This window comes from Gilliamella sp. Gris1-4 (assembly GCF_001690335.1).
GTDB classification, from domain to species: Bacteria; Pseudomonadota; Gammaproteobacteria; order Enterobacterales; family Orbaceae; genus Gilliamella; species Gilliamella apicola_P.
This window is the reverse complement of sequence record NZ_LZHA01000058.1, coordinates 24716-48372: the sequence shown is the minus strand read 5'-3', so window position 1 is coordinate 48372 and position 23657 is coordinate 24716. Positions and strand designations below refer to the sequence as shown.

Genomic DNA, 23657 nt, shown 5'->3' with positions numbered 1-23657 from the left:
TTATTAAATACGAACATTAGAATTTAAAAATATCTTCACAAGCACTGGTTAAACTGGTATCCGTTGGAGATGTGGTACAAACTCGACTCCAATCTAAATTTCCATGAGTAGCGTTAATTGTTGGTGTCAGTGTGGTAGTTAACCCTGTTAAGGCGCTAGTTCCAACCAAAGTAATAACTCCGTTATTAACCGTAATAGAAGTAACATAATTTGATGTACGACTAGCTGGTACGCCATTATTACCATTACTACAATTGGTTAAACTACCCTGCTCTACAGCACAAATTTCGACAGCTGTTTTATACGAAGTCATCGTTTGTAACATATCGGTTAAGGCAGCTTTTTTTACATATCCTTGATAAGCTGGAACGCCGATAGCGGCTAAGATAGCGATAACAATAATAGCAATCATAAGTTCAAATAACGTAAAGCCCGATTGATTAGACATAAATACCTCTATTTTTAGTCAATGATTTAATCTAAGAGCCTTTATAGCAAAACAAAAAAATGGAATAATAACGAAACAACAAAATTGGAAAGTAAAATCCTTAATGGAGTTAATTATTACGTTGTATGTTCAATTTTTGCGAAGCAAATCGCAAAACAGACAAATCCATACATCGGTTTATAAAATAAGTTGGAGTCACTATGTCCCTAAAAATTGTTAATGGCTGGTTACAAGGTATAAAGCAAGTTGTTTCGCCTTTTTATAATGAACGACCTATTAATAAACCGATATCACTACTTGTTATTCATAATATAAGCTTACCGCCCAATGAATATGGAGGTCCTTATGTTGAGCAATTATTTACTGGTCGGCTCGATCCCAACCTGCACCCGTACTTTGCTTCGATTCATCAACTTGAAGTATCAAGCCATCTATTTATTCGACGTGATGGTGAAATTATTCAATTTGTTCCATTTGATAAACGTGCCTGGCATGCAGGAAAATCAGCATTTGAAGGGCAAGAAAATTGTAACGATTTTTCGATCGGTATTGAAATGGAAGGATGTGATAACGATAACTTTACCGAACAACAATATCAGCAATTAGTAAATGTTACGTTATTATTACAACAAACTTATGCCATCAAAGATATTACTGGCCATAGCGATATTGCCCCAGATCGAAAAACAGATCCAGGCCCTTTTTTTGATTGGCAACATTATCAGAATTTACTAACACAAAAATCGCAAGGACAAAAGCTACTAAATCAGCTTGAACAAATTATTAAAGAATTACAAAAAATCGACTTATGGCAAGCTATACCGCCAAATCCCGATGCATTTTTAAGCCAAGAACCTTTTGCTATTGACACCATGCAAGCACACGAGTGGTTACAATGGATTTTTATTCCACGAATACAAGCAATGATTGACGCCAAAACAAATTTACCCAAATTTGCTCTACACCCTTATTTTGAAGAAGCGCTAAAAGAGCAAGAACAAAATGTTAATCATCTACTTTATCTAATTAAGCAACTTGATGATTTAGCGCAATTTAATCATGACAAATTACCGCATTAATATGCGGTAATAATTATGATAATCACAACCCCAAAAACATTTCGGTAGATTATTGATTTTATTCAATTTTTTGATTAATTTCCACTATTATTCATTCGTCGATACTGATTAACCGCTTGTTGATGGTTACTGTAAGTATTTGAGAATGTGTGTCCCCCGGTTCCATTCGCCACAAAAAACAGATAATTAGTTTTAGCAGGGTGTGCTGCTGCTTCAAGCGAGGCGAGGCTTGGCATTGCAATTGGAGTTGGCGGTAATCCTTCAATAATATAAGTATTATAAGGATTTCCAGTGTCAGTTAAATCAACACGTCTAATAGTACCTTTATAGTCATCACCTAAACCATAAATAATGGTGGGATCAGTTTGTAACTTCATTTTTCTTTTTAGACGATTAACAAATACCGAAGCCACATTTGCCCGTTCAGAACTAATGCCGGTTTCTTTTTCAATAATTGATGCAATAATAAGGAGTTCATAAGGCGATTGGTAAGGAAGATCCTCATCGCGATTGTCCCAAATTTTTTGCAGATTACTTTTCATCGTCATATGTGCACGTTTTAGAATATTAATATCTAAAGTATCTGCGGTATAAAGATAAGTATCAGGCGATAACCAGCCTTCAATCGATCCTTCAATGCCTAACAACTTAGCAATTTCTTTATCTGTTTTTCCAACTAAGGTTTGCTCAATGTAAGGAGCATTTTGAATAACATTCAACCAATCTTTAGCACGTTTACCTTCCACAAACTGAATTGAAAAATTGCTTTCTTTGCCCGACACTAATAATTGCAAAAACTCTTCAACAGTCATATGCGGGTGTAATTGATAAGTTCCTGCTTTAATGGAGCTTAATGAGGGTTCTAATTTACACAAATAAGGGAGCAAATATGCCCTTTCGAGTAATTGGCTTTCTTTAACTTGCTCAACTAACTGATGCATGGATGTGCCTTTTTTCAAAACAAACATTTGATTTTCGGCAGTAACTTGCATCTGTTGTTTAGAAAACTGTTGTAAAAAGTAATAACCAATACTGATCGAGCCACCAACAATTAATATAAGGGTGAGTAAAGTGTATAAAAATATTTTTTTAATCATAACCTAATTTATTTATCTATTTACTATAATGAATTTTTGCGCGTGAAGTTAAGCGCGTTATTAATTCGTAAGCACTAATTCCTGTGTGCTTTGCAATTTCTTCAACAGGAAGTCCAGGTCCCCAAAATATGACTTCGTCACCGGGTTTTTCAAGGCAATTTATACCTAAATCGACCACAATCATATCCATTGAGACGCGACCTACAATTGGTACTTTTCGCCCATTAATCAATACAGGGGTATTTTCTGGAATATTTCGTGGATAACCATCACCATAACCCATTGCAACCACACCCAGTTTAGTATCTTGCTGACTACACCAAATTTGACCATAGCCAACTGATTCACCTTTTTTGTGTTTCCGCACAGCAATTAATTCAGATTTAAACGTCATCGCGGGTTGTAGCTCAGCAATAGATTCATCAAAAGGTGAAACGCCATATAAAGCAATACCTTGACGCACAACATCGCGCTGAGCTTCTGGCCAGGCTAATATACCGCCCGATGCAGCAATTGAGCACTTGCCAATAAGTGATTTATCATCAATGGAATCAATAAACTGATCAAATAGTTCTATTTGCTTTAACGTTTGTTTTGAAGTGAGATCATCAGCCGAACTAAAATGACTCATAATATTAATTGGTTTGCAAACCACTGAACAACTAGCCAAACGATAAAATTCGTCCTTTGCTTCATCAGGACAAAAACCTAAACGATGCATTCCTGTATCAAGCTTAAACCATGTGGTAATTTGATCTTTACGGAGAGATGTTTGCAATATGTCAATTTGCCATTTGCTATGAATAGCTGGTTGAATGTTAAAATCAATAAAATAATCCAAATCATCATGCGGGAAGAAACCTTCCAAAGCCAGAATCGGTGTGTTAATACCATTGTTTCGCAATTGCATAGCTTCGGTAAGGCGTGATACACCAAAATAATTCACTTTATCATGTAATAATTGAGCAATCTCCTCACTACCGTGTGAATAAGCATTGGCTTTTATAATCGCAACTAGCTGACTATTAGGAGCCATTTTTTTGAGATACTCTACATTATGAATAACTGCTTGACGATTAACTTCAACAACTGCAATAGACATTTCTTTGATCCAGACTCTTATCGAGCCATTATTTTAAATTCTGTTTCTAATAATAACAAATTTTTCACAGTATACAAATCGGTGGAAGTTTTGGGCTATTTTGGGAATTAGTATTTTTAATCAATAGAATATACTAAACCGTAATTTTAACTTTATGACAAATTAATATTTGTTTTGTCATGGTAGACGTTAATAATGGTAATAACTTACCTATTCACCAAGTTTTTATAAAGATGCCTCAATGCCATTGTAGGATGATAAATTAACATTCTTGGACCAGAAAACCGCATTACCTGTTTAATTTTTAATTTATAATCTTTACGATAACAATGTTTAGGACAACGTTCACATGTCGTTTTTTCTTCACCAAAACGGCACATTGTTAAGCGTTGCATAGCATATTGCAATAGATCGTTGCATTCCTCACATAACTGATGATGTTGGCTATGATGTTGTTTAAAGCAATATAAATAGATCATTGCTATTACTGTTGCTTTTTCTTGCTGTATTTTAGGACCGTTATTGTTTGCAACCATAATTACATACACGTTAATTAAGAAAGTGGTAAAATAAAATCATCTAATATGATCACAAGGATTTGTTGTAATGGCAAGAACTATCAATAAAGATACAACTGTTTGCATGTCCCTTTCGGCAAGACCAAGCAATTTTGGTACTCGCTTTCATAACTATTTGTACGAAAAACTTAATCTTAATTACTTATATAAAGCCTTTACTACCAATAATTTGAAAGATGCGATTTATGGCATTAAAGCCTTAGCTATTAGAGGTTGCGCCATTTCAATGCCTTATAAAGAAGCATGCATTGAGTTTATTGATGAATTAGATGGCTCGGTAAAATCTATTCAGTCGGTAAATACTATTGTTAATACCAACCATCATTTAAAAGCTTATAACACTGATTATATTGCCGTTGCTAAACTCATTGTAGAAAATAAGATTGATAATACAACACCATTTGTATTAAAAGGCAGCGGAGGCATGGCTAATGCGGTCATCGGAGCTTTTTATGATGCGGGATTTAAAAATGGTATTATTGCCGCACGTAACCAACAAAAAGGCGAAACATTAGCCAAACGATATGGCTATAAATGGGTAAAGGATGAGCAAGAAATATTGTCACACCAAGCAAAATTGATTATTAATGTTACCCCAATTGGTATGTTTGGTGGTATTGATTCTGAGGCGCTTGCATTTCCCTCAACTATGATAAAAAATGCCGATATTGTGTTTGATGTAGTTGCCCTTCCCGTTGAAACTCCCATGATAAAATATGCCCAAAAACTAAATAAAATTATTATTTCAGGTGCCGATGTTGCTGTTATACAAGCACTTGAACAGTTTGTTTTATATACTGGTGTAACACCAAGTGAAAAGTTAGTAAGACAAGCAGGAGAATTTGCAAGGCAAGGTTAAATAATATTGTCCATTCCACCGTGTTCAGCGGTGGAATTTAAATAAAATAAAATAAAATAAAATTTAATTTAATAATTTATAACATTGTCTGATGCAATTTATTATATACAACTAATAATTTTTGGTGCATATCAAACTGTTCTAGATTGTTATTGGTCTGTTTTTCGATTTTCGTATAATTAGCTAAACCAAAAAATGTTTTGTCACCATTAGCGTATTGCCACATATCATCAACACAGGTTTTACCATACATTTTATTAAATGCGGCTTGATAGTTATTAAACTGTTTTTTGTCTCGTTGTAAAATAAAATTAACTAATGTCTGTAAACAACGATAAGCATGATTGCGTGATGGCGTGAATATAGACTCGTTCATTTCAATCGTCCAATCAATCCACTGTTGTGCTTGTATTAAGTCTTTACCTGCCAATGCCAGCATTGCTTTTAACTCGCCAACGCGAAGAGTTAACCAAGCATTATCGTTACCTGTTGCTATGCCTAGCAGTTCTCGAATTCGAGCATAATCATCAAGCCCTTCATCATCAAGCTGTTCAATAATTGCTAGGTACTGTTTAGCTGTACGTTTTTGGTAAGGTAATGACAAAATAAGCTTTCGTAATCCAATAGCCATATTGCTATTGGCAATTATAAGATCTTCAGGAGGATAAATTTCAGACATACCAACGGCCAGAATTCGGCAAGCATATACACCAAGGTGTTCGTAGTCCATAATTAACACTTCAGTATTGTGGCGGGTAAAAATATCCATCAAATTAGCAAATTCTTGCTCAGTTGAACCGGAAAAGTCCCAATCGACAAATTCGTAATCTGTTTGCTCATTAAATAGATCCCATGAAATCAAACCGCTTGAATCAATAAAATGCGTTTCTAAATTGCTAAGGTCGGCAATATCATCATTATCAAAACTTGGAGGTGAAAACACATCAAGATCTTTTAAACTGCGTCCTTGTAGTAATTCTGTTACTGTTCTTTCAAGCGCAACGCCAAAATTTGGATGCGCGCCAAATGAGGCGTAACACGTTCCATTTTGTGGATTAAATAACACTACACAAATAACCGGAAACTCGCCACCCAATGAAGCATCAAAACAATAAAGCGGAAATCCTTCATTTTCAAGTGCATCAATTGCAGCTAAAACGGTGGGGTAACGGTTAATCACTTCAGTTGGGATAATTGGTAAGCTAATGCCTTCGGCTATAATCTTATTTTTAGTATAACGCTCAAAAATTTCAGATAACCCTTGTACTCGAGCCTCATTACGAGTATTACCGGCTGACATTCCATTAGAGGCATATAAATTAGCAATTAAATTAACTGGCACATAAATAGTTTTTTTGTCAGACTGCTGTTCAAATGGTAAAGCGCAGATACCTCGATCACCATTACTTGATTGTAAATCAATTAAATCTGTTGCACTCAATTCCTGATTAGGATCATAAAACTTAAGTAGTTCTTTGGATAATAGTCCTTTAGGTAGGGAATTATCTTCAGGAATAGTGAACCATTTTTCACTTGGATAATGCACAAAATCGGCATTCGCTATTTGCTTTCCTAAGTAAAAATCTGAAAAAAAGTAATTGGTTGATAACCGTTCAAAATACTCTCCTAAAGCCGATGCTAATGCCGCCTTTTTGCTTGCGCCTTTACCATTAGCAAAGCACAATGGACATTTAGTATTTTGAATATGCACTGACCACACATTAGGTACCGGATTTAGCCAAGAAGTTTCTTTTACTTCTAAATCATATTTTGCTAATTGCTGCTGAAAATAGTTGATCGAATCTTCAAGAGCAGCATCTTTACCGGGGATATAAGTTTTCATAAGTTAATCTCAAAATAATTTTATGTTATAATTGTTGTTGCTTACAGATTTTAAAAATTATAACTGTATATGCAAATTTAAAAAATAGAACTAATAAAATTAACTCCCTTTATAAAGGAAATATAATGAACAATAAAATTAAATTTTCAGATCTTACTATTAAAGATTTTTTATTTTTTAACCGAATGATAACACCAACATTTATCACTATCGTATATTGGATTGCATTATTTTGTATTACAATTACCTCATTAACGATGGTTTTAGGTAGTTTTGCTTTATTCGCTTATAGTTTTTCAGCTGGTTTATTTACTTTTTTTACAGGTATTATCACTTTTGTTGCTGGCTTTATTTCAACTCGTATTGGTTTAGAATTGATTTGTGTTTTATTCAACATTAACCACAATATCCAAAAATTAGCCAACGAAAAGACCGATTCAGAAACACAAGAATAATCATCTAATATCAATGTTATTAATCAATAGCATTGATTGGGCTTCAATAAAAAAGTGGGACTTATTCCCACTTTTTTATTTTCTATTTTTTATCGCAAAATCTAAAATAATTCCCTAACCTACATTAAGCTCATTAAGAGGCCATCTTGGTCTCACATTGATGGTCAAATCAGAATGTTGCCCTGCTTTTAAGTGGAGCATTCCCGCATAAGCAATCATAGCACCATTGTCAGTACAAAATTCAATTCTTGGATAATAAACCTGCCCTTTTCGTTGCGCCATTAATTGTGCAAGTTTATGACGTAATGTTTTATTGGCACTGACACCGCCCGCAATAACTAAACGCTTAAATCCTGTTTGTTCAAGTGCACGGCGAGACTTGATAACAAGCGTATCAACTAAGGCATATTCAAAAGCTCTTGCGATATCTGCTTTTGTTTGCATGTCAATAAGTTGGTCATGTGTATTTTGATGGATGATATTAGCCGCCGCAGTTTTAAGACCTGAAAAACTAAAATCGAGCCCAGGTCTGTCTGTCATTGGCCTCGGAAAGTGGAAGCGCGAGTCACAACCTAGCTCTGCTAATTTTGACAACTTTGCACCACCTGGGTAATCAAGTCCAAGTAGTTTAGCTGTTTTATCAAAAGCTTCACCTGCCGCATCATCAATTGATTCACCCATCAATTGATATTGTCCAACACCAGTTACTTTAATTAATTGCGTATGCCCGCCTGATACCAGTAATGCTACAAATGGGAATTCGGGAGGATTATCTTCTAACATTGGCGCAAGTAAATGCCCTTCCATATGGTGCACAGCAACAGCTGGCACATTCCAAGCATAAGCAAGCGATCGTCCAATTGATGCACCTACCATTAACGCTCCAATCAAACCTGGACCAGCAGTATAGGCAACCCCATCAATATCTTGTGCGGTTAAATTAGCTTGTTTTAAAGCTGCTTGAATCAATGGTACAGTTTTACGAATATGATCGCGCGATGCCAGCTCTGGTACCACCCCACCATAATCAGCATGTAATTTAATTTGTGAATAAAGCTGATTTGCAATTAAACCGTTGACATCATCATAAACGGCAATGCCAGTTTCATCACATGAAGTTTCAATACCAAGGATCTTCATTAATGTCTACCTAAAAAATCGGCAAGATCTTGTTCACTCCAAAGATCTTGCTCTGTTATATCTTTATCGGGAATGCGATGTTCTTCAGTTGCCCAATCACCTAAATCGATAAGCTGGCAACGCTTACTACAAAATGGACGATAAAGACTTGTTTGTCTCCATTCAACTTCTTTTTGACAAGTTGGGCACTTAACAAACGTAATATTTTTATTCATTTCAACTCTTTTTTAATAACAGTATTCGATCAACAACAGGCTAATTCAAATGCAATTTCATTAGTATTGACGTTATCGTAATTCTCAAGTGCTAAAAAGCGAATACTATAACGCGACAAATGACCAGATACTTGAGGATATACATTTTTATCTAACGAAATCCGAATACGAAGCAAATTAACATCACCATTGGTTTCTTGAAAAAAGTTATTGGTATAAACAAACGGTTTAAATTCACCTAACTGTCTGATTAATTGCATATAAAATGTTAGCGATTTATCAAGTACAGATAAGTGTTGTAACCAATTTTCTATTTGACTATATCGCCTTTCTTGCGAAATTTTGAGCCATAAATGAAACGAAGGCAAATCAAAACTACAACATCCCCCTGGAATCATTAAACGTTGACGGATGGCAGTAATAAATCGATCATCTTTTAATGGTCGTCCTAAGCGCTCAATTGCGTTAAATTGGGTGATAAAATCATCAAATTGGTGGATCAGGTCATTGAGTAAATCATGATCCACTCCATCGATATTTAGCCACAAGATTAACTTTTGTTTTTGCGATTCAAGATCTTTAACTAAATCGCCTTTAATATCATTACGTTCAATAATCTCTAACAACTCGGACAATGCATGAAAAAAAATCAACGCATTCTTGTCATTAAAATGACAATGTGTATTTAATTGATTTAATAAAAATTCAACACGAAGCCAAGTGCGCATTTTTTCATTTAATGGGTGTTCAAAAATAATATTATTCATCTATTCTAAATCTTACTTTTTAAAGCTATCTAAGTATTGTTGATGCAGTAGATTAACTTGTGTTGTTAGCGACGATAAATTACCGTCATTAACTATAATATCATCAGCATAAGATAAACGTTTTTTTAAAGATACTTGTGACAGTATCATCTTTTCAGCTAATGACTCACTAATATTATCCCTTTTTACTAATCGTGCCAATTGTAGTGAAACAGGAGTATCAATTATCAGCACACGATCAGCTAAAGTATGCAGGTTATTTTCAATCAATAATGGCACAACCCAAATTAGATAGGTTGTACTTTTTTGCATAGCAATTTGTTTTTGAGTTTCTTGCTTAATGATTGGATGCAATAAATCATTAAGCCAAAGCCTTTCATGATCATTATTAAAAATAATCTCGCGAAGTTGACTACGATCAAGTTCGCCATTAGTAAGTAAAATTTCTTGGCTGAAATGCTTAACAATTTGATTAAATGCATAACTCCCTATTTGCACAACTTGCCTTGCAATAATATCTGCATCAATAATAGGTACACCTAATCTACCAAACAAATCAGTGATAGTGCTTTTGCCACTGGCAATACCTCCACTGAGCGCAACAACATAAGGCATAAGGCAAATTCCAATCCAACAAAAATTGCTTTATTATAGCATATATGTCATTTGATTAAATAATACTAATAAGGAGAAAGATTCAGTTGTTATTTAACTATTGCATTTCCACAATAATTCACAAAATTAGCACATAATAACAACAATCCCCCCAAAAATTTACCTCCAATTGAAAAATAAATTAAATAAAACAGTTGTTTTATATTATTAGCTGTATATAATCACATGTATCTGTATATAAAAACAGGAATATGTAATGAGACCGTTAACTGAGCGCCAACAACAAATTTATGATTTAATAAAAGATAACATTCAAACTACTGGTATGCCACCTACACGTGCTGAAATTGCCCAGAAATTGGGTTTTCGATCCGCCAACGCAGCCGAAGAACATCTGAAAGCTTTAGCTAAAAAAGGTGCAATTGAAATGATCGCCGGCTCATCACGTGGTATTCGCCTTTTACTTGAAACGCCTATTGAGCAAAATGAACTAGAAGGTTTACCACTCATTGGGCTAGTCGCGGCTGGATCACCAATATTAGCGCAAGAGCATATCGAAAGCCATTACCAAGTTGATCCTTCACTATTTAAACCTCGCGCAGACTTTTTATTAAGAGTACAAGGTATGTCAATGAAAGATATTGGTATATTTGACGGCGACTTGTTGGCTGTACATAAAACCCAAGATGTTAAAAACGGGCAAGTTGTGGTTGCTCGTATTGATGACGAAGTTACGGTTAAACGTTTATCACGTAAGGGAAAACATGTATACCTTATTGCCGAAAATGTCGAATTTTCACCAATCAAAGTCGATTTAGAACATCAAAATTTTGCCATTGAAGGACTAGCTGTTGGTATTATTCGTAACGGATCCTGGATGTGAGTAAACGCATATACGCAAGTATATAGAAGTATAAGCAAAGTTAGTATAAAATAGCAATTAACTAACGTGTGGGAGATGACTATGTGGCTATTTTGGTTATACGAATTTTTAGGGTTTATTGCAGTTATATTACTCGTTTCTGGATATTGCCGTTTTAGAGGAATTGGTTTTTGGTCTTTTATTTGGAAACATTTGAAATGGATCGCTTTAGCGGTATTAGTTGTTTGGTTAGGTATTGCACTACTTTGTCGAGTTGATTTATACAATGCAGCTCACTGTTATTTTAGAGGTGAGAGTATGCGAGCTAACACAAAATATTCTATCTTTTTAGGTGAGTGCCAAGTAGAAACGCCTAGCGGCAGTTATGTTCCTATCGAACGAGCTAGAGCATTACCTGGCTCAAGTCACCATGATAACGATGATGACAACAATAGTGACTCTACAAGCGAATTTTATCCAATAAATTAATGTTTTGACAAATCAATAAAAATCCGGCAAATGTTATCGCAATTGTCGGATTTTTTATTTGGAAAAACCAATAAAATTATAAATGAATTACAAAACCATCTGATGCTTAAATCAAATTATTAATTGTCTTGCTTATTAGCTTGCTGAAAAGCCAAATAACGTTGCTCCAATTTTTTAAAACCAAAAATTAACATAAAGCTCACACAAAGATAAATCACTGCTGCAATACCAAAGGCATGAAAAGGTTGATAGGTTTCGGCATAAATATCGCGCGCAATCTTCATCACATCTGGCACAGTAACAGTAAAAGCCAGTGCAGTTGAATGCAACATAAAAATGACCTCGTTACTATAAGCTGGCAATGCAATACGAAATGCTCTTGGAAAAATGATATAACGATAGAGTTGAAAACGATTAAAACCAAGTGCTGTTGCGGCTTGAATTTCGCCATTTGGTACATTCCGCATGGCACCAGCAAAAACCTCAGTAGTATAGGCGCAAGTGTTTAAGGTGAAAGCTAACACCGTACAATTTAAACCACTTTGAAAAAAAAAACCTAACCAAGTATTATTTTTAACCACACTTAAGGTATATATGCCAGTATAAATAATCAATAACTGCACATATAAAGGCGTACCTCGAAAAATATAAGTAAATAGCCAAATAGGTAATTTAATCAGTTTATTTTGCGAGTTTCGCCCTACCGCTAACGCTAGTGACAAAATCCCCCCCATTAAAACCGATAAAATCAAAATCCACAGCGTCATCGCAAGACCAGTGATATTATAACCATCGGTCCATAATAGTGATTGCCAATATTGTTGAATAATTTCTAACATGAGTTCTTATAACTTAGTTTTTGTAATGCCAATAGAATAATGCCGTTCAAGCCACCATAAAATGATATTAGATATTGACGTAAAAAACAGATAAAACGCCCCAGCAATCAAAGCAAATAACAAAGGTTGGTACAGAGCTTCGCCTGCATTTTTAGTAGCTTTGACTAAATCCGACAACCCCAATAACGACACTAATGCTGTAGCTTTTAACACCACTAACCAATTATTAGCAATACCTGGCAGGGCAAAGCGCATCATTAAAGGAAACATTATATACTCAAATACTTGCACTTTACTTAAACCAAGCGCTGTTGCTGCCGCTAAGGTGTTTCTAGAAACCGCAAGATAAGCTCCTCTAAAAGTTTCGGTAAAATATGCCCCATAAATAAAGCCTAACGTAATAATACCAGCGATTAAAGGATCAACTTCAATAAAAGAAGCGTTAAAATAATCAGTTATATTATTAACCAAAAACTGCAAGCCAAAAAAGATTAGCATCATCAACACTAAATCGGGTACACCTCGAATTAACGATGTATAAGCCTGACAAAGCACATTACATACTTTTGAATGACTCAGCTTACCTAATGCACAAACAATACCAAGTATCATGGACAGTAGTAGCGATGTCAATGCTAAAATAATAGTCAACCATGCACCTTGACAAATTAAAGAAATATACCCCTGCATGGTTTATTTTTTATTACCGTACACATTAAAATCAAAATACTTATTGTTGATTTTTTGGTAGGTGCCATCAGCTAAAAGGTCTTTTAAAGCTAGGTTAAAGGCCTCGCGCAACTCATTATCATTTTTACGAAAACCAATCCCCACTCCGACATCAAAGTAGTTCACATCGGTTAGAGCATCCCCAGCAAAAATAAAACCTTTACCTTGTGGCTGTTTTAAAAAGGCATAACTGCCAGTGACTTCATCTTGCAATGCCGCATCTAAACGACCTGCCACTAGATCAGAAAATACTTGTAACTGATTTTGATAAGGCACAATAACTACACCGTTCGGACGCCACATCTCGTTGGCAAAATGCTCTTGCGATGTACCTTGCTCAACACCAACACGCTTACCTTTCAATGACTCAGCATTAGGCATTAAATTAGTACCCTCTTTAACAATCAAACGTGAATAAGTCATAAAGATTTCGTCAGAAAAAGCGATCTGTTTTTTACGTTTTTTGGTCATCATTAGCGAAGACGAGATAATATCAATCTTTCTTGATAATAACGACGGGATCAACGCATCGAAGTCGGTCGATTGAAAAGTACATTTAATATTGATCTTTTCACACAATGCTTTCGTGATTTCAATGTTGAATCCAGTAACTTCACCATTAGCATCAATAAAATCAAAAGGCGCATAGGACGTATCCGAACCAACTTTAATCGATTCAGGTAACGCAGAATAACTTGCCATTGGCAAGCTTAAACAACCGAAAATAACTAATTTTTTTAATAAATTCTTCATGTTTAATCTTTCCTTTTTTATTTAAGGCAATAATATAACGTGTTCTAAAGTAATTTTATAATAAAAAAAAGTTATTATTGTTGCACAAGAAATCAAAATTATTTAATGATAAACATGTTATGTAATAACCATACCGTTAATTTTTATTTGAAAATTCAATTGGTTGATTATTTTATTCTTGAAATAAAATTAGCATCTTAACTAAACTAATTTTACAAAATCATAGTAATTCAAAATACTCTTTTACCTAAAATTAGGAAATAAAAAACAACATTTAAGCGGTTTGAAATAATTATTAATCTTATTGTTTTTCAAGGAAAAGAATAAAAGGCGTTTTTTTATATTCTTGTGTCTTTTTATCTCACTCCTGTAACTTAAATATACAAAGGAATTTTTTCTTATTCTTTGTTGGGTTAGCGCCGATAGATGACAAATAATCTTTATCTTTTTTAGGTATAAATACTATTTTTTTGCCATTCCATTTACAACTAACTAATTCTGTATAACCGTGATGAAACCAACCAGTTTCGACTATAATATATGTATCGACAGACACATTAAAAATAAATGCTTTATTTGGCACAATATTAATTTGATTTAAAGGGTTAACATAATCATTTGGAACATCATCCCATGAATACCTGAGGTGACGGGCACAAAACCGTCATCACCAAAGCGATAAGGAACTAAATATTCAGATTCATATTTTTTATTTGATCAAATATAACCAAACCTCGTACGTTAAAATCATTTGCTCCAACTTAAATAACTGTTATTCGTGCTTTTGTTGATTTCCTTTCGGTTTAATCTCTGAATAAAAAAGTTTTTAGCTAAAAATTCCGATTTGGCTTTCTTACCTACTTTTTCATTTATTACCTTACTTATTTTTTCGAAATGTTTTTTTGTGTACACGATACAATTAAGAGTATAGCCACAATAAAAGCGGTTAATTTTATAAATTTATGCATCATATACCCTTATTATTTCTAAAAGAGAAATTAAAGATAATGTAAATTTAACCTTAAAGAAAGAATTTATATTCTGTATAAAATTATATTTTTTCCGACTTGACAATTCGTTTGTTAACACCATTTTGTAAAAAAATATAACCAAGATTTAATATTTAAATTGACAATATTGGAATAAAATAGCATCCATTACAAGATTAAAATTAATAAAACATTATTAAAATAATAAACGAAGATCCAACTCATATTTGCGACCAATTTACATAACTAATTGCCGATTTGTGGTGCTACATGATGCTATTGAATAGTGTAACTTGAAGATTGATAGTGTCGTTTGTTAATATCTAAGTTATCAAATTAAATTGAGTAGTACTATGAAATACATACATATAATTAAATTTTTAATGACTCACGATTTGACGCATTTGAAAGAATATTGGTCAATAGAAGCGACAAATAATAAAAAAATAAACTTCTATCAATTATTAAAATTATTCGTTAAACCAATATGTAATAAAAAAAGTATTTATTTTGGTGGCGTTTAGCTAATGAAATGTATATATGCGGAAATAAAAAACAAAAAGAAATCGCACGGAAAATACAAAAAAAATTAATATATAGATTTAAAATTGATATAGAGCTAGGAACAATAATTGGTAAAAATTTAATATTAGCCCATCCGTACTGTATAACAATAACAAAAAACACTGTAATAAGTGAAAATTGTTACATTCTTCAAAATATAACAATTGGTGGCGCGAGTGAACCTATTGAGATAATTATTGGTGATAATGTTTCGGTTGGCGCCAATTCCGTTATATTAGGTGGCAAAATAAAAATAGGTAATAATGTAAAAATCGGCGCAATGTCATTTATAAATAAAGATATTCCAGATAACAGCACTGCTTATACACAAAAAACAGCTACAATCATACGGAATGTTTGATTATTACTGTGGCTTTTCTGACTATTCAATTTCAGGTTCAGCATCTAGAACAATGCGATTTAATAACGCGCTATTTTTTCATTCTTTTAGCTGAACTTCTTTATCTGATAATTGTAACACAAAATCAATAATTTGCTGAATTGTATTATTAAAGGTTCTTATTACATACAGATGGAACCTTATATCAATCAATATTATATAAGCATAAATTATAGGATTTACTATTATTTAATAAATCAAAGTGTTTATATGACGTTAACAAGGATTGAAATTAACGAACACTATAATAAGAAAAAGGCCTTAAAAATATGTTCTGGCAATGTTAACTCGTTAAGATAACGCCTTGGACTGCCACATATTCAACAAGAGCAAGGTGCTGATGTTGTCATGTGTTTTTAAGTTTCTTCCTAGAATTTCCTGAATAAAAATCATGCTTTCTGTTGTCTAGGCATTGTTTAAATTGATGTCTTCTATATGCTCTTGTTCTCATAAAATTACTCACATATGGATAGCAAAGAGCCCAACTATTTTAGTGGACTTAAATTCTATGCATTCAAATGCTATATCTGTTCTGCCCAAAAGATTGATTATACATACCACCAAAATTCTAATTTAAACCAATGATATAGTTTAAATTGAAAAAGCATATAACAAAGCGAACTGTTTATGTCAAATTGCCAGATCATTGAACCATTCTTCGGTAACCTTTCTTGCTTATTCCAAATTATTGCGGGTGAGGTACATACCGATTTTGATAACAGGGGTAAAAAAAGACTTGGCATAACAACTAAACGCACTTTTATAAAGCCTAAATACAGGAAAGCTTATGACCTGATAATGGGTTTCGCTCGTAACAAATTAAACATTATTGTTGAACTGCTGAAGTTCTATAGTTTGAATTAAAACGTTATCGTGCTATAAGGTGTCCGCCCTATTCTTTTGATAGTTAAGTATTGCTCAATATCATAATAACCATCATAACAATCATCATTATACTTAAGTATTTTTTCTTTTAGTTCTTGAATATCTTTACTCCTAGTAAATCCGACACACCAATAAGATCTAACATCAATATTTTCATTTTTTCTTATACTAAGTATTTTTTTTAAATCAAGAAACATATTTTTTATACAATCAGAAGGAGAAGCATTCTGTTTAAATTCAATAAATAAAAAATAATTTTGTGACCAACCTTTTTTTCTCACAACAAAATCCGGGATAATGCTACACCGATTTTTCATAGCTGCATATCGTTTGTCAGGTAAACATCTCAACTCTCTGTACCATTCAATATTGTCTTCTAACTCAGTTAGGAAATACGAAAACTCAATTTGTAACCATGTCTCCCATCCTCTAATATTCTGTTTATCAATTATCTTTAATTTTTGGCGAAATACACGGTTACTTGTAAATGTATCCAATAATTCAATTAGAAATGCATGATCTCTTTTCATAATAATTAAGTTGAATTCTATTCTAAAATAAATATTAGAAATTGATTTAAATTGTTGATTTTAATGGCGTCCCCTACAGGATTCGAACCTGTGACCTACGGCTTAGAAGTGCCTTAATATACTAAAATATATTAATTGAAAAACCTTAACAACACTAGAAACAACAAGGGCTAGCCATGATTTCAATTAGTAGATTTTAATAGATTTTAGTATATATTAATAAATATTTGTGTCACAAAATGGTCACACTATCTTACAGCCGACCTTCCAAAATTTTACATCAAAATACAATCAATATAAAATACCCCCAAAAATCTAACTTTACTTATCATGATAACAATAAACTACACACTACCAATTTACATACGTCAAACGCCCGAAGACTTCGAAAATGAAATTACGGGCGAATGCTACATTATCAACAGCGACGACGAGAACAATTTTGTGCTATATCAAACGCAGAAAACACTATATGGTATCGCCGATTTTGTGATGTTAGAAGACGCTGTTGAATATTGCAAGTTGAAGATTGATAGTGTGTTTGTTAATATCTCAATTATCTAATTAAATCGAATAGTCCTATGAAATACATACATATAATTAAATTTTTAATGACTCACGATTTGACGCATTTGAAAGAGTGTTGGCAAGCAGAATTTACTAGACGTAAAAGGGTATCTATTTACCGTATTTTAATATCACATATCAGAATAAATTCAACACATAAAAAATACCTATTTTGGTGGCGTTTAGCTCATGAAATGTATATGCATGGAAATAAAAAACAAAAGGAAATCGCTTGGAATATTCAAAAAAGATTAGTATATAAATTTAAAATCGATATTCATCTCGGTGCAAAAATAGGTAAAAATCTACATTTCCCACATCCTTATTCAATAACAATTGGAGAAAATGTAACAATTGGTGAAAATTTATTTATTCATCAGAATGTTACCATAGGCTATGGTCATGGGCACATGCATATTATTATGGGCGATAATGTTTATATTGGCTCAAACTCCGTTATTTTGGGTGGTGAAATAAAAATAGGTAATAATGTAAAAATTGGTGCAATGTCATTTGTAAATAAAGATATTCCAGATAACTGCACTGTTTATACGCAAAAAACAAATACAATTATCCAGACTAATTGATTTTTGCTATGGTTTTTCTGGCCAATCAATTTCTGGCGCAGCATCAACATCAATACGATTTAATAACGCACGATATTTTTTCCACGTCGCATACAATGCTTTTTCTTCATCAGTTACTATTTCTGTGTCGATTGCATCTTGTAGATAATCAATCTGTGAGCTAGCTTCGCTTAATAGCTGTTTTTTTTGCACTGATGCTAACATGACATAATAATGATGTTGTTTTTCTTTGTCTAATACCCATTCTTCACCGTTCCATGTGTCAAATTCGCTTGACGGCTTTAACAGCGTGTAATCTGCGGGAATATCGCCGATTTCTGTTACTGTTGATTCTACACCTGTTTCAGTTAAATAGATTTTCTTGCCACGATGATCGCTTGGGTATGTCCATTTGTCACCAACTCTAACAATTGCTTTACCGCCCTCAATCGGTTTTGGGGCGTCTAAACACGCATGTTCGGGTAAACCAATACCGACAACAACGTATTCGTATGTAGCATTGATAAATTCACCTGTTTTCAGATCTGTGTTATAAATTAATGCCCAGCCCTCAGTTGTTACAAAACCGTCTTTGTCAAACTGTGCAACTTTCGGTGTTAATTGATATTTCATTATAAATCTCCTACTCTGCTTTAACTATATATAAAAACGCTACACTGCGTACTCTGTTTTCGTTAGCTGTTGGGACTATATTTGATGCATCAAATACAACGCCGCCGACACTGCCTCTATCGACGCTTGTGGGGGTGTGACCCGCGTGCTTTTCAAAATATTTAAATGCGCCTGTTGCTGTTGGTTCTGATGCAAACGTCTCGGAAATCGGTGATATTTCACCCCAAATATTTCTAATTGCATCACCCTGCCAACTCAAGATTTGTCTTCCCGGATCTACTCCTCGCCCGTCATCCCAGCCACGAATTGTCTCACCTCTCATCTCTGGCAAAAAACCAGATGGGTATGCGTTAGCTAATTTCGGATATTTATTTTTATCAAATTTCCATCCGTTGCATTTTAACCAACCTGCTGGCGGTGTAGCTGTTGGCCATGGCTGAGGTATCCCAACTGGCAAAAAATTATCAACATTCGCTGTTGTGATTTGTTCAATCCAAGGTTCCCATGACTTAGATCCTCCGCGATAGTTTCTAATAAACTGCCGAGCATTTCTGTAAGCAGTGTAGATTTGACAGCAACCAGCTCCGTCTGCACCATTTTTTAAAACTTGTAATGTGCCAGCTTCATTAATAGGATAGTTGTTTTCAGATGTGGCTTGAACGTTTTTACCTTGAAAATAAATGCCTTCGTTAAAGCCAGTCAGGTTGTTTATGTTTGTATTCGCTAAATCACCAAACAACTGTACTGCGTCACCCGTTTTTAACACTGATTTATTATTAATTGTTACATCATCAACATCTAGAAAACACCATTGTTTTTTATCTGTTATATATGCTAATTTTGTTGACCATTTTTCTATTTGCTCATCGTAAAAAATAAATGACAAGCTATTACTCAGCGTACGTAATACAAACTCGTTATTACTATCTACATATTTAAATTTAATACCTGCCGACTCAGCAGACATACGTAATTGCCCCGTCATTTCATCACCCGATTTTTTCAATAGCTGAGATGTATCAATTGTCGATGCGAATTTTTTAGCATCATCAGCCGATTTTTTTGCTGCATTGCGAGCGTTAACAACTTGTTGCAACACTTCTGGCGTAATTTCACTCTCCAACGGATTCAGTAAAAAATCATTTAATGAGCCATCTTTTGAGTCAGAAAACACCTGAATTGTACCAAGACGTTTCGGCGGAAATCCGTTTATAATCAGCTTCACATCGTAATCACACGGCAACACGTTCATCATGTAACTGCCGTTGTCTGCGACTTGAAACGCTTGCGTTTGTGTTAACACTTTGTTTGTTGTTTTTTTTGCGTATAACTCGATAGTGCAATTGTTAATAATTTGTCCTGCACCATCAGTTAAAATACCTGATATTTTTGCCATAATTTTCTCCAGATAATAAAAAACCGCAACTAAGCGGTTTTTCCTAATAGATTGTTAATTAATCGAGAAATCCATTTGAATTGTTCATTAACAGAGCTAACGAATTGAACGAAACTATACATTGAGTCATTCTTGAATATTTATTGCGTTCACCAATTAATTGAATATCAACTCGACTTCCCGCAGGGAAAGGAGGAACTGGCAAACATAGATTATCTATTTTTCCGTTATTAATTAAATGATTAATATTAAAAGAGAATTGATTGTTAAATAAAAATTGTAACGTCACTTCAGATACATTGCCGTTCTTGCATTCAACTCCTGTTGTTCCAACAAAGCAAAGAGTTTGCCAGCATCCATTCCCCTCAACTGTCATTATGTGCGCCGAATTTAGCGGAGGATTAAATCCAAAGCTCAAATAAGCATCACGAACGTAGTTTTTGGCTGAGAGTATGTTGCCTTTAATCTGTCCAACGTTTAACGTGCCTTTTATCTGACAATTCTCATTAATCACAACATTATTTAATTGCCCTGAACTTGCATAAATGTTACCTGAAATATTAGCCCGTCTTGCGTTTAATGTACCGTCCTCAAGCAGTTCAAAAGCAGGCGGATTACCTGCACTGATAACATTACCCGCAACCATCCTGCCTCCAGCAATTTGAGGTGCTCTGATTTCAGTGCCAGCAATTAATCTATCGCCTCGCATTGTGCCAGTAGCGATTAAATCACCATCCAAAAACATAGCAGGTTCAACCCAATAAGCGCCGTTATACATTCTTGCTTCTGAATGTGCTACCTTGCCTGAGCCATCTAGCGAGTAAACGATCAGCGTAGTATCTCTGGCTGGATAAAAACCAAACTCACGATAAAACATTTGAGTAGCATCATCGTTATTTGTCGGGAATTTGCCGTCTTGCGTTTGAATTCTAAATAATCCCCCTGCGCCATTTTCTGCAATTAACGTCTTGGTATTAGCGATAAACATCTCTGAACGACCAACAACATTAATTGCGTTTACACCGTACCAATATTCGGTATCAGGCAGACAATCAACATCGGTAAGTGACATCGCTCGGCCAAGATAATTACGCTTCGATTCAACCTCGGCTTTTGTTGTGCCTTTATAAAATTCGAATTGTGTACCCAAGCTAGACACCGCTGTCATTACTGGGCGAATAGCGACATTGAATGCGCTTGGTGTTAGTACTAAACCTGATGGTTTAGACGGTGGTAAAATAGAAAATGCAATCGTGGTTTCATCGCCCAATCGTCCGTCTTCTGCTACCCCTCTCACCGTTGCGCTAAACTTGCCCTGTTGCAGGTCTGATAAATAATATTCAGTATCATTAACAGTTTCACGGTTAATTAATTTATCATCACGGTACACTTTTACTTCAAACTTCAAGTTTTGAATTGTTCTCGGTGTAGACCATGATAAGCGAGCTTGATATAAATCAGATTCGGGAATGACTTCGGCCTGTAGTTGCTCAACGGGTGGAATCGACCAGCCAAAAATAGCACCGCTTTCTACCTCAAATTTAGCCCCGTTATCAACAATCGCTTCTTTTTGTGGCTCATGTTGTAGCGCAGTGATTGAGTAAGTGCCGTCGCTGTTTTCAGCGATTGTTATTGCTTTGAACAAGCGTGGTTTGATTTTATTGTCATATAAGCCCCAGACAGAATACTCATCGACACTAACGCTGCTAACTAAAACAATTTGATTGGGTTTAATCTGTGCCTGAATTTTTACTTTTTGTAGCAGCATATTTGTATCTGTTACGCTCAAATACGCATTTTTCAGATTTTTAATATCAATGTCACGATCTAAGGTAATCGTGCTATCATTTACTGCTAAAATTCGCCCGCCGATTGTAGTTCCTGTGAAATCATTATCCGCAATACCAATAATATCACCCGGTAAATGACGGATGCCCTCACGACCTACTGAAAATGTTACCGTTTGTGTTTCTAATTTTTCGGTTTGAATCAACCATTTTCCTACTCGATGAGCCTGTCCTCTCGACGTGCAACCGAATGCGTCAACTTGAGCTACATTTAAGCCAAACCGTTTAATTAAATCATCATCTGCAACGTACTCAGTCGTTGGTTCCCAATTATTATTTGGGTCAATATAACGCACATGCACAGCAGTATGCCGTGATTTTTGTGCTGCTGATGTGTAGTTGAACTGCCCATCCACAACATTAGCATTTGCATAAATTGCTACAGGGTCACTTGGTCTATCCATCACTGCTGTATACTGCGTGCCGTCCCAGATTGGCATAGCTCGGAATATTGAACACAGGTCGTGAATAACATCGTACGCTTGTCGTTGCTCTGTGATATAACAGTTACAAGTAAACCTTGGTTCTTTGCCGCCGAAACCGTCATCGACTAACTGGTCACAATATTGTGCAATCGTGTATAGCGCAAATTTATCAACACCGAATTGGCCAATTCGATTACCCATACCGTAACGTGTGTTAGTTAGTATGTCGTAAAATATCCACGCAGGATTATTGGTCCAAGCCAATTTAAAATTACCTGACCAAAAGCCTTTATACTCTCTCGTTTCGGGAGTGTAATTGTCAGGTACTTTAACTATCATCCCTTTAATAAGATAATTACGGCGAGGCACACCGCTGAACTGCGATGAATCAAACTTCAAGCCAACAACGGCCGTATTCGGATATGAAAATTTAGTATCGTAGATTTCAGTGTACGAACTCCATAGTGTGTTATTGACTAATAATGATGATGTACTATCTGGCGTTCTGCGAACTACACGAATATTAAACGGTTTCGGTGGTAAATCGTCTAAAATAACTGATGTTAAATATTGTGAGCGTGTTTTTTTATCAATTAAATCAACCGTTTTTACCGTTTTCCATATACTGCCCACGCCAATTTGAATTTCCATTGATACCGATGTTCGGTTGATATTGCCTTTGTTATCCGTTGAGCTTAACGACTGCACCCCAACCGTAATCCGCACTCTGTCAATATTTGGGTCGGTAATCGTACGCACGATTGGCGTTGTTGCTTTTACTTCCAAATTAACAGGCACTTCATTTTCGGTTGCAGGAAAGCCCTCAAGCGGTGATTGAGCCTGAATGCCTGCCGTCCATTCAACATTAACGCCGTTGAAATTGTACGAACCGTCGGGCGCTTGAATTGGTGTATCGTTTAAAAAAACGCTCTGTAGTCCATTTGATGGACCTTCTATTTGTCCTTCACACAGCAAATCAATAATA

The 23657-nt window shown here is 34.7% G+C and carries 21 protein-coding genes and 5 pseudogenes; 9 read left to right on the top strand and 17 right to left on the bottom strand.

The window, feature by feature from the left end; all coding sequences use genetic code 11:
- Positions 1–16: 16 nt before the first annotated feature.
- Positions 17–448, bottom strand: coding sequence for a prepilin peptidase-dependent pilin (gene ppdD / locus A9G31_RS07755; protein ID WP_065561156.1), 432 nt, complete (start codon positions 446–448; stop codon positions 17–19).
- 200 nt (positions 449–648) lie between these two features.
- On the opposite strand from ppdD, the pseudogene ampD reads away from it, so the two are divergent.
- Both ampD and A9G31_RS12230 read left to right on the top strand, forming a co-directional pair.
- A pseudogene (gene ampD, locus A9G31_RS12235) lies at positions 649–1197 on the top strand (1,6-anhydro-N-acetylmuramyl-L-alanine amidase AmpD); the annotation flags it as partial.
- Between the two features lie 21 nt (positions 1198–1218).
- Positions 1219–1527: pseudogene (locus tag A9G31_RS12230) on the top strand (YqcC family protein); the annotation flags it as partial.
- 74 nt (positions 1528–1601) lie between these two features.
- Here A9G31_RS12230 and mltG read toward each other — a convergent pair.
- The 3 genes from mltG to A9G31_RS07735 form a co-directional block, all read right to left on the bottom strand.
- On the bottom strand, positions 1602–2624 hold the full coding sequence (gene mltG / locus A9G31_RS07745; RefSeq protein ID WP_065561154.1) for an endolytic transglycosylase MltG: 1023 nt from the start codon (positions 2622–2624) through the stop codon (positions 1602–1604).
- 16 nt (positions 2625–2640) lie between these two features.
- Positions 2641–3726: an alanine racemase gene (gene alr / locus A9G31_RS07740; RefSeq protein WP_065561153.1), complete on the bottom strand. Its 1086-nt coding sequence runs from the start codon at positions 3724–3726 to the stop codon at positions 2641–2643.
- Positions 3727–3932: 206 nt separating this feature from the next.
- Positions 3933–4262: a nitrous oxide-stimulated promoter family protein gene (locus tag A9G31_RS07735; protein ID WP_065561152.1), complete on the bottom strand. Its 330-nt coding sequence runs from the start codon at positions 4260–4262 to the stop codon at positions 3933–3935.
- Between the two features lie 70 nt (positions 4263–4332).
- Between A9G31_RS07735 and A9G31_RS07730 the strand changes: the two genes are divergently transcribed.
- Complete coding sequence (locus A9G31_RS07730) at positions 4333–5163, top strand: shikimate 5-dehydrogenase (RefSeq protein ID WP_065561151.1); 831 nt, start codon at positions 4333–4335, stop codon at positions 5161–5163.
- A gap of 76 nt (positions 5164–5239) precedes the next feature.
- Here the strand turns inward: A9G31_RS07730 and ycaO are convergent, their stop codons facing one another.
- Positions 5240–7006 carry a 30S ribosomal protein S12 methylthiotransferase accessory factor YcaO gene (ycaO, locus tag A9G31_RS07725; RefSeq protein ID WP_065561150.1) on the bottom strand — a complete coding sequence of 589 codons (1767 nt, stop codon included), beginning with the start codon at positions 7004–7006 and terminating at the stop codon, positions 5240–5242.
- A 125-nt stretch (positions 7007–7131) separates the two neighbouring features.
- Here ycaO and A9G31_RS07720 point away from each other — a divergent pair, with 125 nt between their 5' ends.
- On the top strand, positions 7132–7461 hold the full coding sequence (locus tag A9G31_RS07720) for a DUF4282 domain-containing protein (RefSeq protein ID WP_081299382.1): 330 nt from the start codon (positions 7132–7134) through the stop codon (positions 7459–7461).
- Positions 7462–7575: 114 nt separating this feature from the next.
- On the opposite strand, the gene tsaD is transcribed toward A9G31_RS07720, so the two are convergent.
- The 4 genes from tsaD to coaE are packed head-to-tail and all read right to left on the bottom strand — an operon-like array spanning position 7576 to position 10198.
- Positions 7576–8601, bottom strand: a complete 1026-nt coding sequence (gene tsaD / locus A9G31_RS07715) for a tRNA (adenosine(37)-N6)-threonylcarbamoyltransferase complex transferase subunit TsaD (protein ID WP_065561149.1) — start codon at positions 8599–8601, stop codon at positions 7576–7578.
- Complete coding sequence (gene yacG / locus A9G31_RS07710) at positions 8601–8816, bottom strand: DNA gyrase inhibitor YacG (RefSeq protein WP_065561148.1); 216 nt, start codon at positions 8814–8816, stop codon at positions 8601–8603. The genes tsaD and yacG overlap by 1 nt, the downstream gene beginning before the upstream one ends.
- A gap of 29 nt (positions 8817–8845) precedes the next feature.
- Positions 8846–9583, bottom strand: a complete 738-nt coding sequence (zapD, locus tag A9G31_RS07705; protein ID WP_065561147.1) for a cell division protein ZapD — start codon at positions 9581–9583, stop codon at positions 8846–8848.
- Between the two features lie 12 nt (positions 9584–9595).
- The gene (gene coaE, locus A9G31_RS07700) at positions 9596–10198 is read right to left on the bottom strand and encodes a dephospho-CoA kinase (protein WP_065561146.1); all 603 of its coding nucleotides are present in this window, start codon (positions 10196–10198) and stop codon (positions 9596–9598) included.
- A gap of 256 nt (positions 10199–10454) precedes the next feature.
- Here coaE and lexA point away from each other — a divergent pair, with 256 nt between their 5' ends.
- Positions 10455–11081, top strand: coding sequence for a transcriptional repressor LexA (gene lexA, locus A9G31_RS07695; RefSeq protein ID WP_065561145.1), 627 nt, complete (start codon positions 10455–10457; stop codon positions 11079–11081).
- A 75-nt stretch (positions 11082–11156) separates the two neighbouring features.
- Positions 11157–11549: a hypothetical protein gene (locus A9G31_RS07690; RefSeq protein ID WP_141671413.1), complete on the top strand. Its 393-nt coding sequence runs from the start codon at positions 11157–11159 to the stop codon at positions 11547–11549.
- A gap of 119 nt (positions 11550–11668) precedes the next feature.
- Here the strand turns inward: A9G31_RS07690 and hisM are convergent, their stop codons facing one another.
- The 3 genes from hisM to A9G31_RS07675 are packed head-to-tail and all read right to left on the bottom strand — an operon-like array spanning position 11669 to position 13870.
- Positions 11669–12388, bottom strand: coding sequence for a histidine ABC transporter permease HisM (gene hisM, locus A9G31_RS07685; protein WP_065561143.1), 720 nt, complete (start codon positions 12386–12388; stop codon positions 11669–11671).
- Between the two features lie 6 nt (positions 12389–12394).
- Positions 12395–13078, bottom strand: coding sequence for an ABC transporter permease (locus A9G31_RS07680; protein ID WP_065561142.1), 684 nt, complete (start codon positions 13076–13078; stop codon positions 12395–12397).
- Positions 13079–13081: 3 nt separating this feature from the next.
- Positions 13082–13870 carry a lysine/arginine/ornithine ABC transporter substrate-binding protein gene (locus A9G31_RS07675; RefSeq protein WP_065561141.1) on the bottom strand — a complete coding sequence of 263 codons (789 nt, stop codon included), beginning with the start codon at positions 13868–13870 and terminating at the stop codon, positions 13082–13084.
- Positions 13871–15391: 1521 nt separating this feature from the next.
- Between A9G31_RS07675 and A9G31_RS07665 the strand changes: the two genes are divergently transcribed.
- Positions 15392–15784 (top strand): hypothetical protein, encoded by a 393-nt coding sequence (locus tag A9G31_RS07665; RefSeq protein WP_065561139.1) that lies wholly within the window; start codon positions 15392–15394, stop codon positions 15782–15784.
- An 899-nt stretch (positions 15785–16683) separates the two neighbouring features.
- On the opposite strand, the gene A9G31_RS07655 is transcribed toward A9G31_RS07665, so the two are convergent.
- Positions 16684–17238, bottom strand: a complete 555-nt coding sequence (locus A9G31_RS07655; RefSeq protein WP_065561137.1) for a hypothetical protein — start codon at positions 17236–17238, stop codon at positions 16684–16686.
- Positions 17239–17568: 330 nt separating this feature from the next.
- Here A9G31_RS07655 and A9G31_RS11830 point away from each other — a divergent pair, with 330 nt between their 5' ends.
- Both A9G31_RS11830 and A9G31_RS07650 read left to right on the top strand, forming a co-directional pair.
- Complete coding sequence (locus A9G31_RS11830; RefSeq protein WP_176700376.1) at positions 17569–17802, top strand: hypothetical protein; 234 nt, start codon at positions 17569–17571, stop codon at positions 17800–17802.
- A gap of 17 nt (positions 17803–17819) precedes the next feature.
- The gene (locus tag A9G31_RS07650; RefSeq protein WP_065561136.1) at positions 17820–18392 is read left to right on the top strand and encodes a serine O-acetyltransferase; all 573 of its coding nucleotides are present in this window, start codon (positions 17820–17822) and stop codon (positions 18390–18392) included.
- Between the two features lie 6 nt (positions 18393–18398).
- Here the strand turns inward: A9G31_RS07650 and A9G31_RS07645 are convergent, their stop codons facing one another.
- From A9G31_RS07645 to gpJ, 4 genes and pseudogenes are all read right to left on the bottom strand, one after another.
- Positions 18399–19004: a tail fiber assembly protein gene (locus tag A9G31_RS07645; protein ID WP_065561135.1), complete on the bottom strand. Its 606-nt coding sequence runs from the start codon at positions 19002–19004 to the stop codon at positions 18399–18401.
- A 213-nt stretch (positions 19005–19217) separates the two neighbouring features.
- Positions 19218–19461: pseudogene (locus A9G31_RS12225) on the bottom strand (phage tail protein); the annotation flags it as partial.
- 582 nt (positions 19462–20043) lie between these two features.
- A pseudogene (locus A9G31_RS12220) lies at positions 20044–20400 on the bottom strand (prophage tail fiber N-terminal domain-containing protein); the annotation flags it as partial.
- Between the two features lie 58 nt (positions 20401–20458).
- Positions 20459–23470: pseudogene (gpJ, locus tag A9G31_RS07635) on the bottom strand (TipJ family phage tail tip protein); the annotation flags it as partial.
- Between the last annotated feature and the right edge of the window lie 187 nt (positions 23471–23657).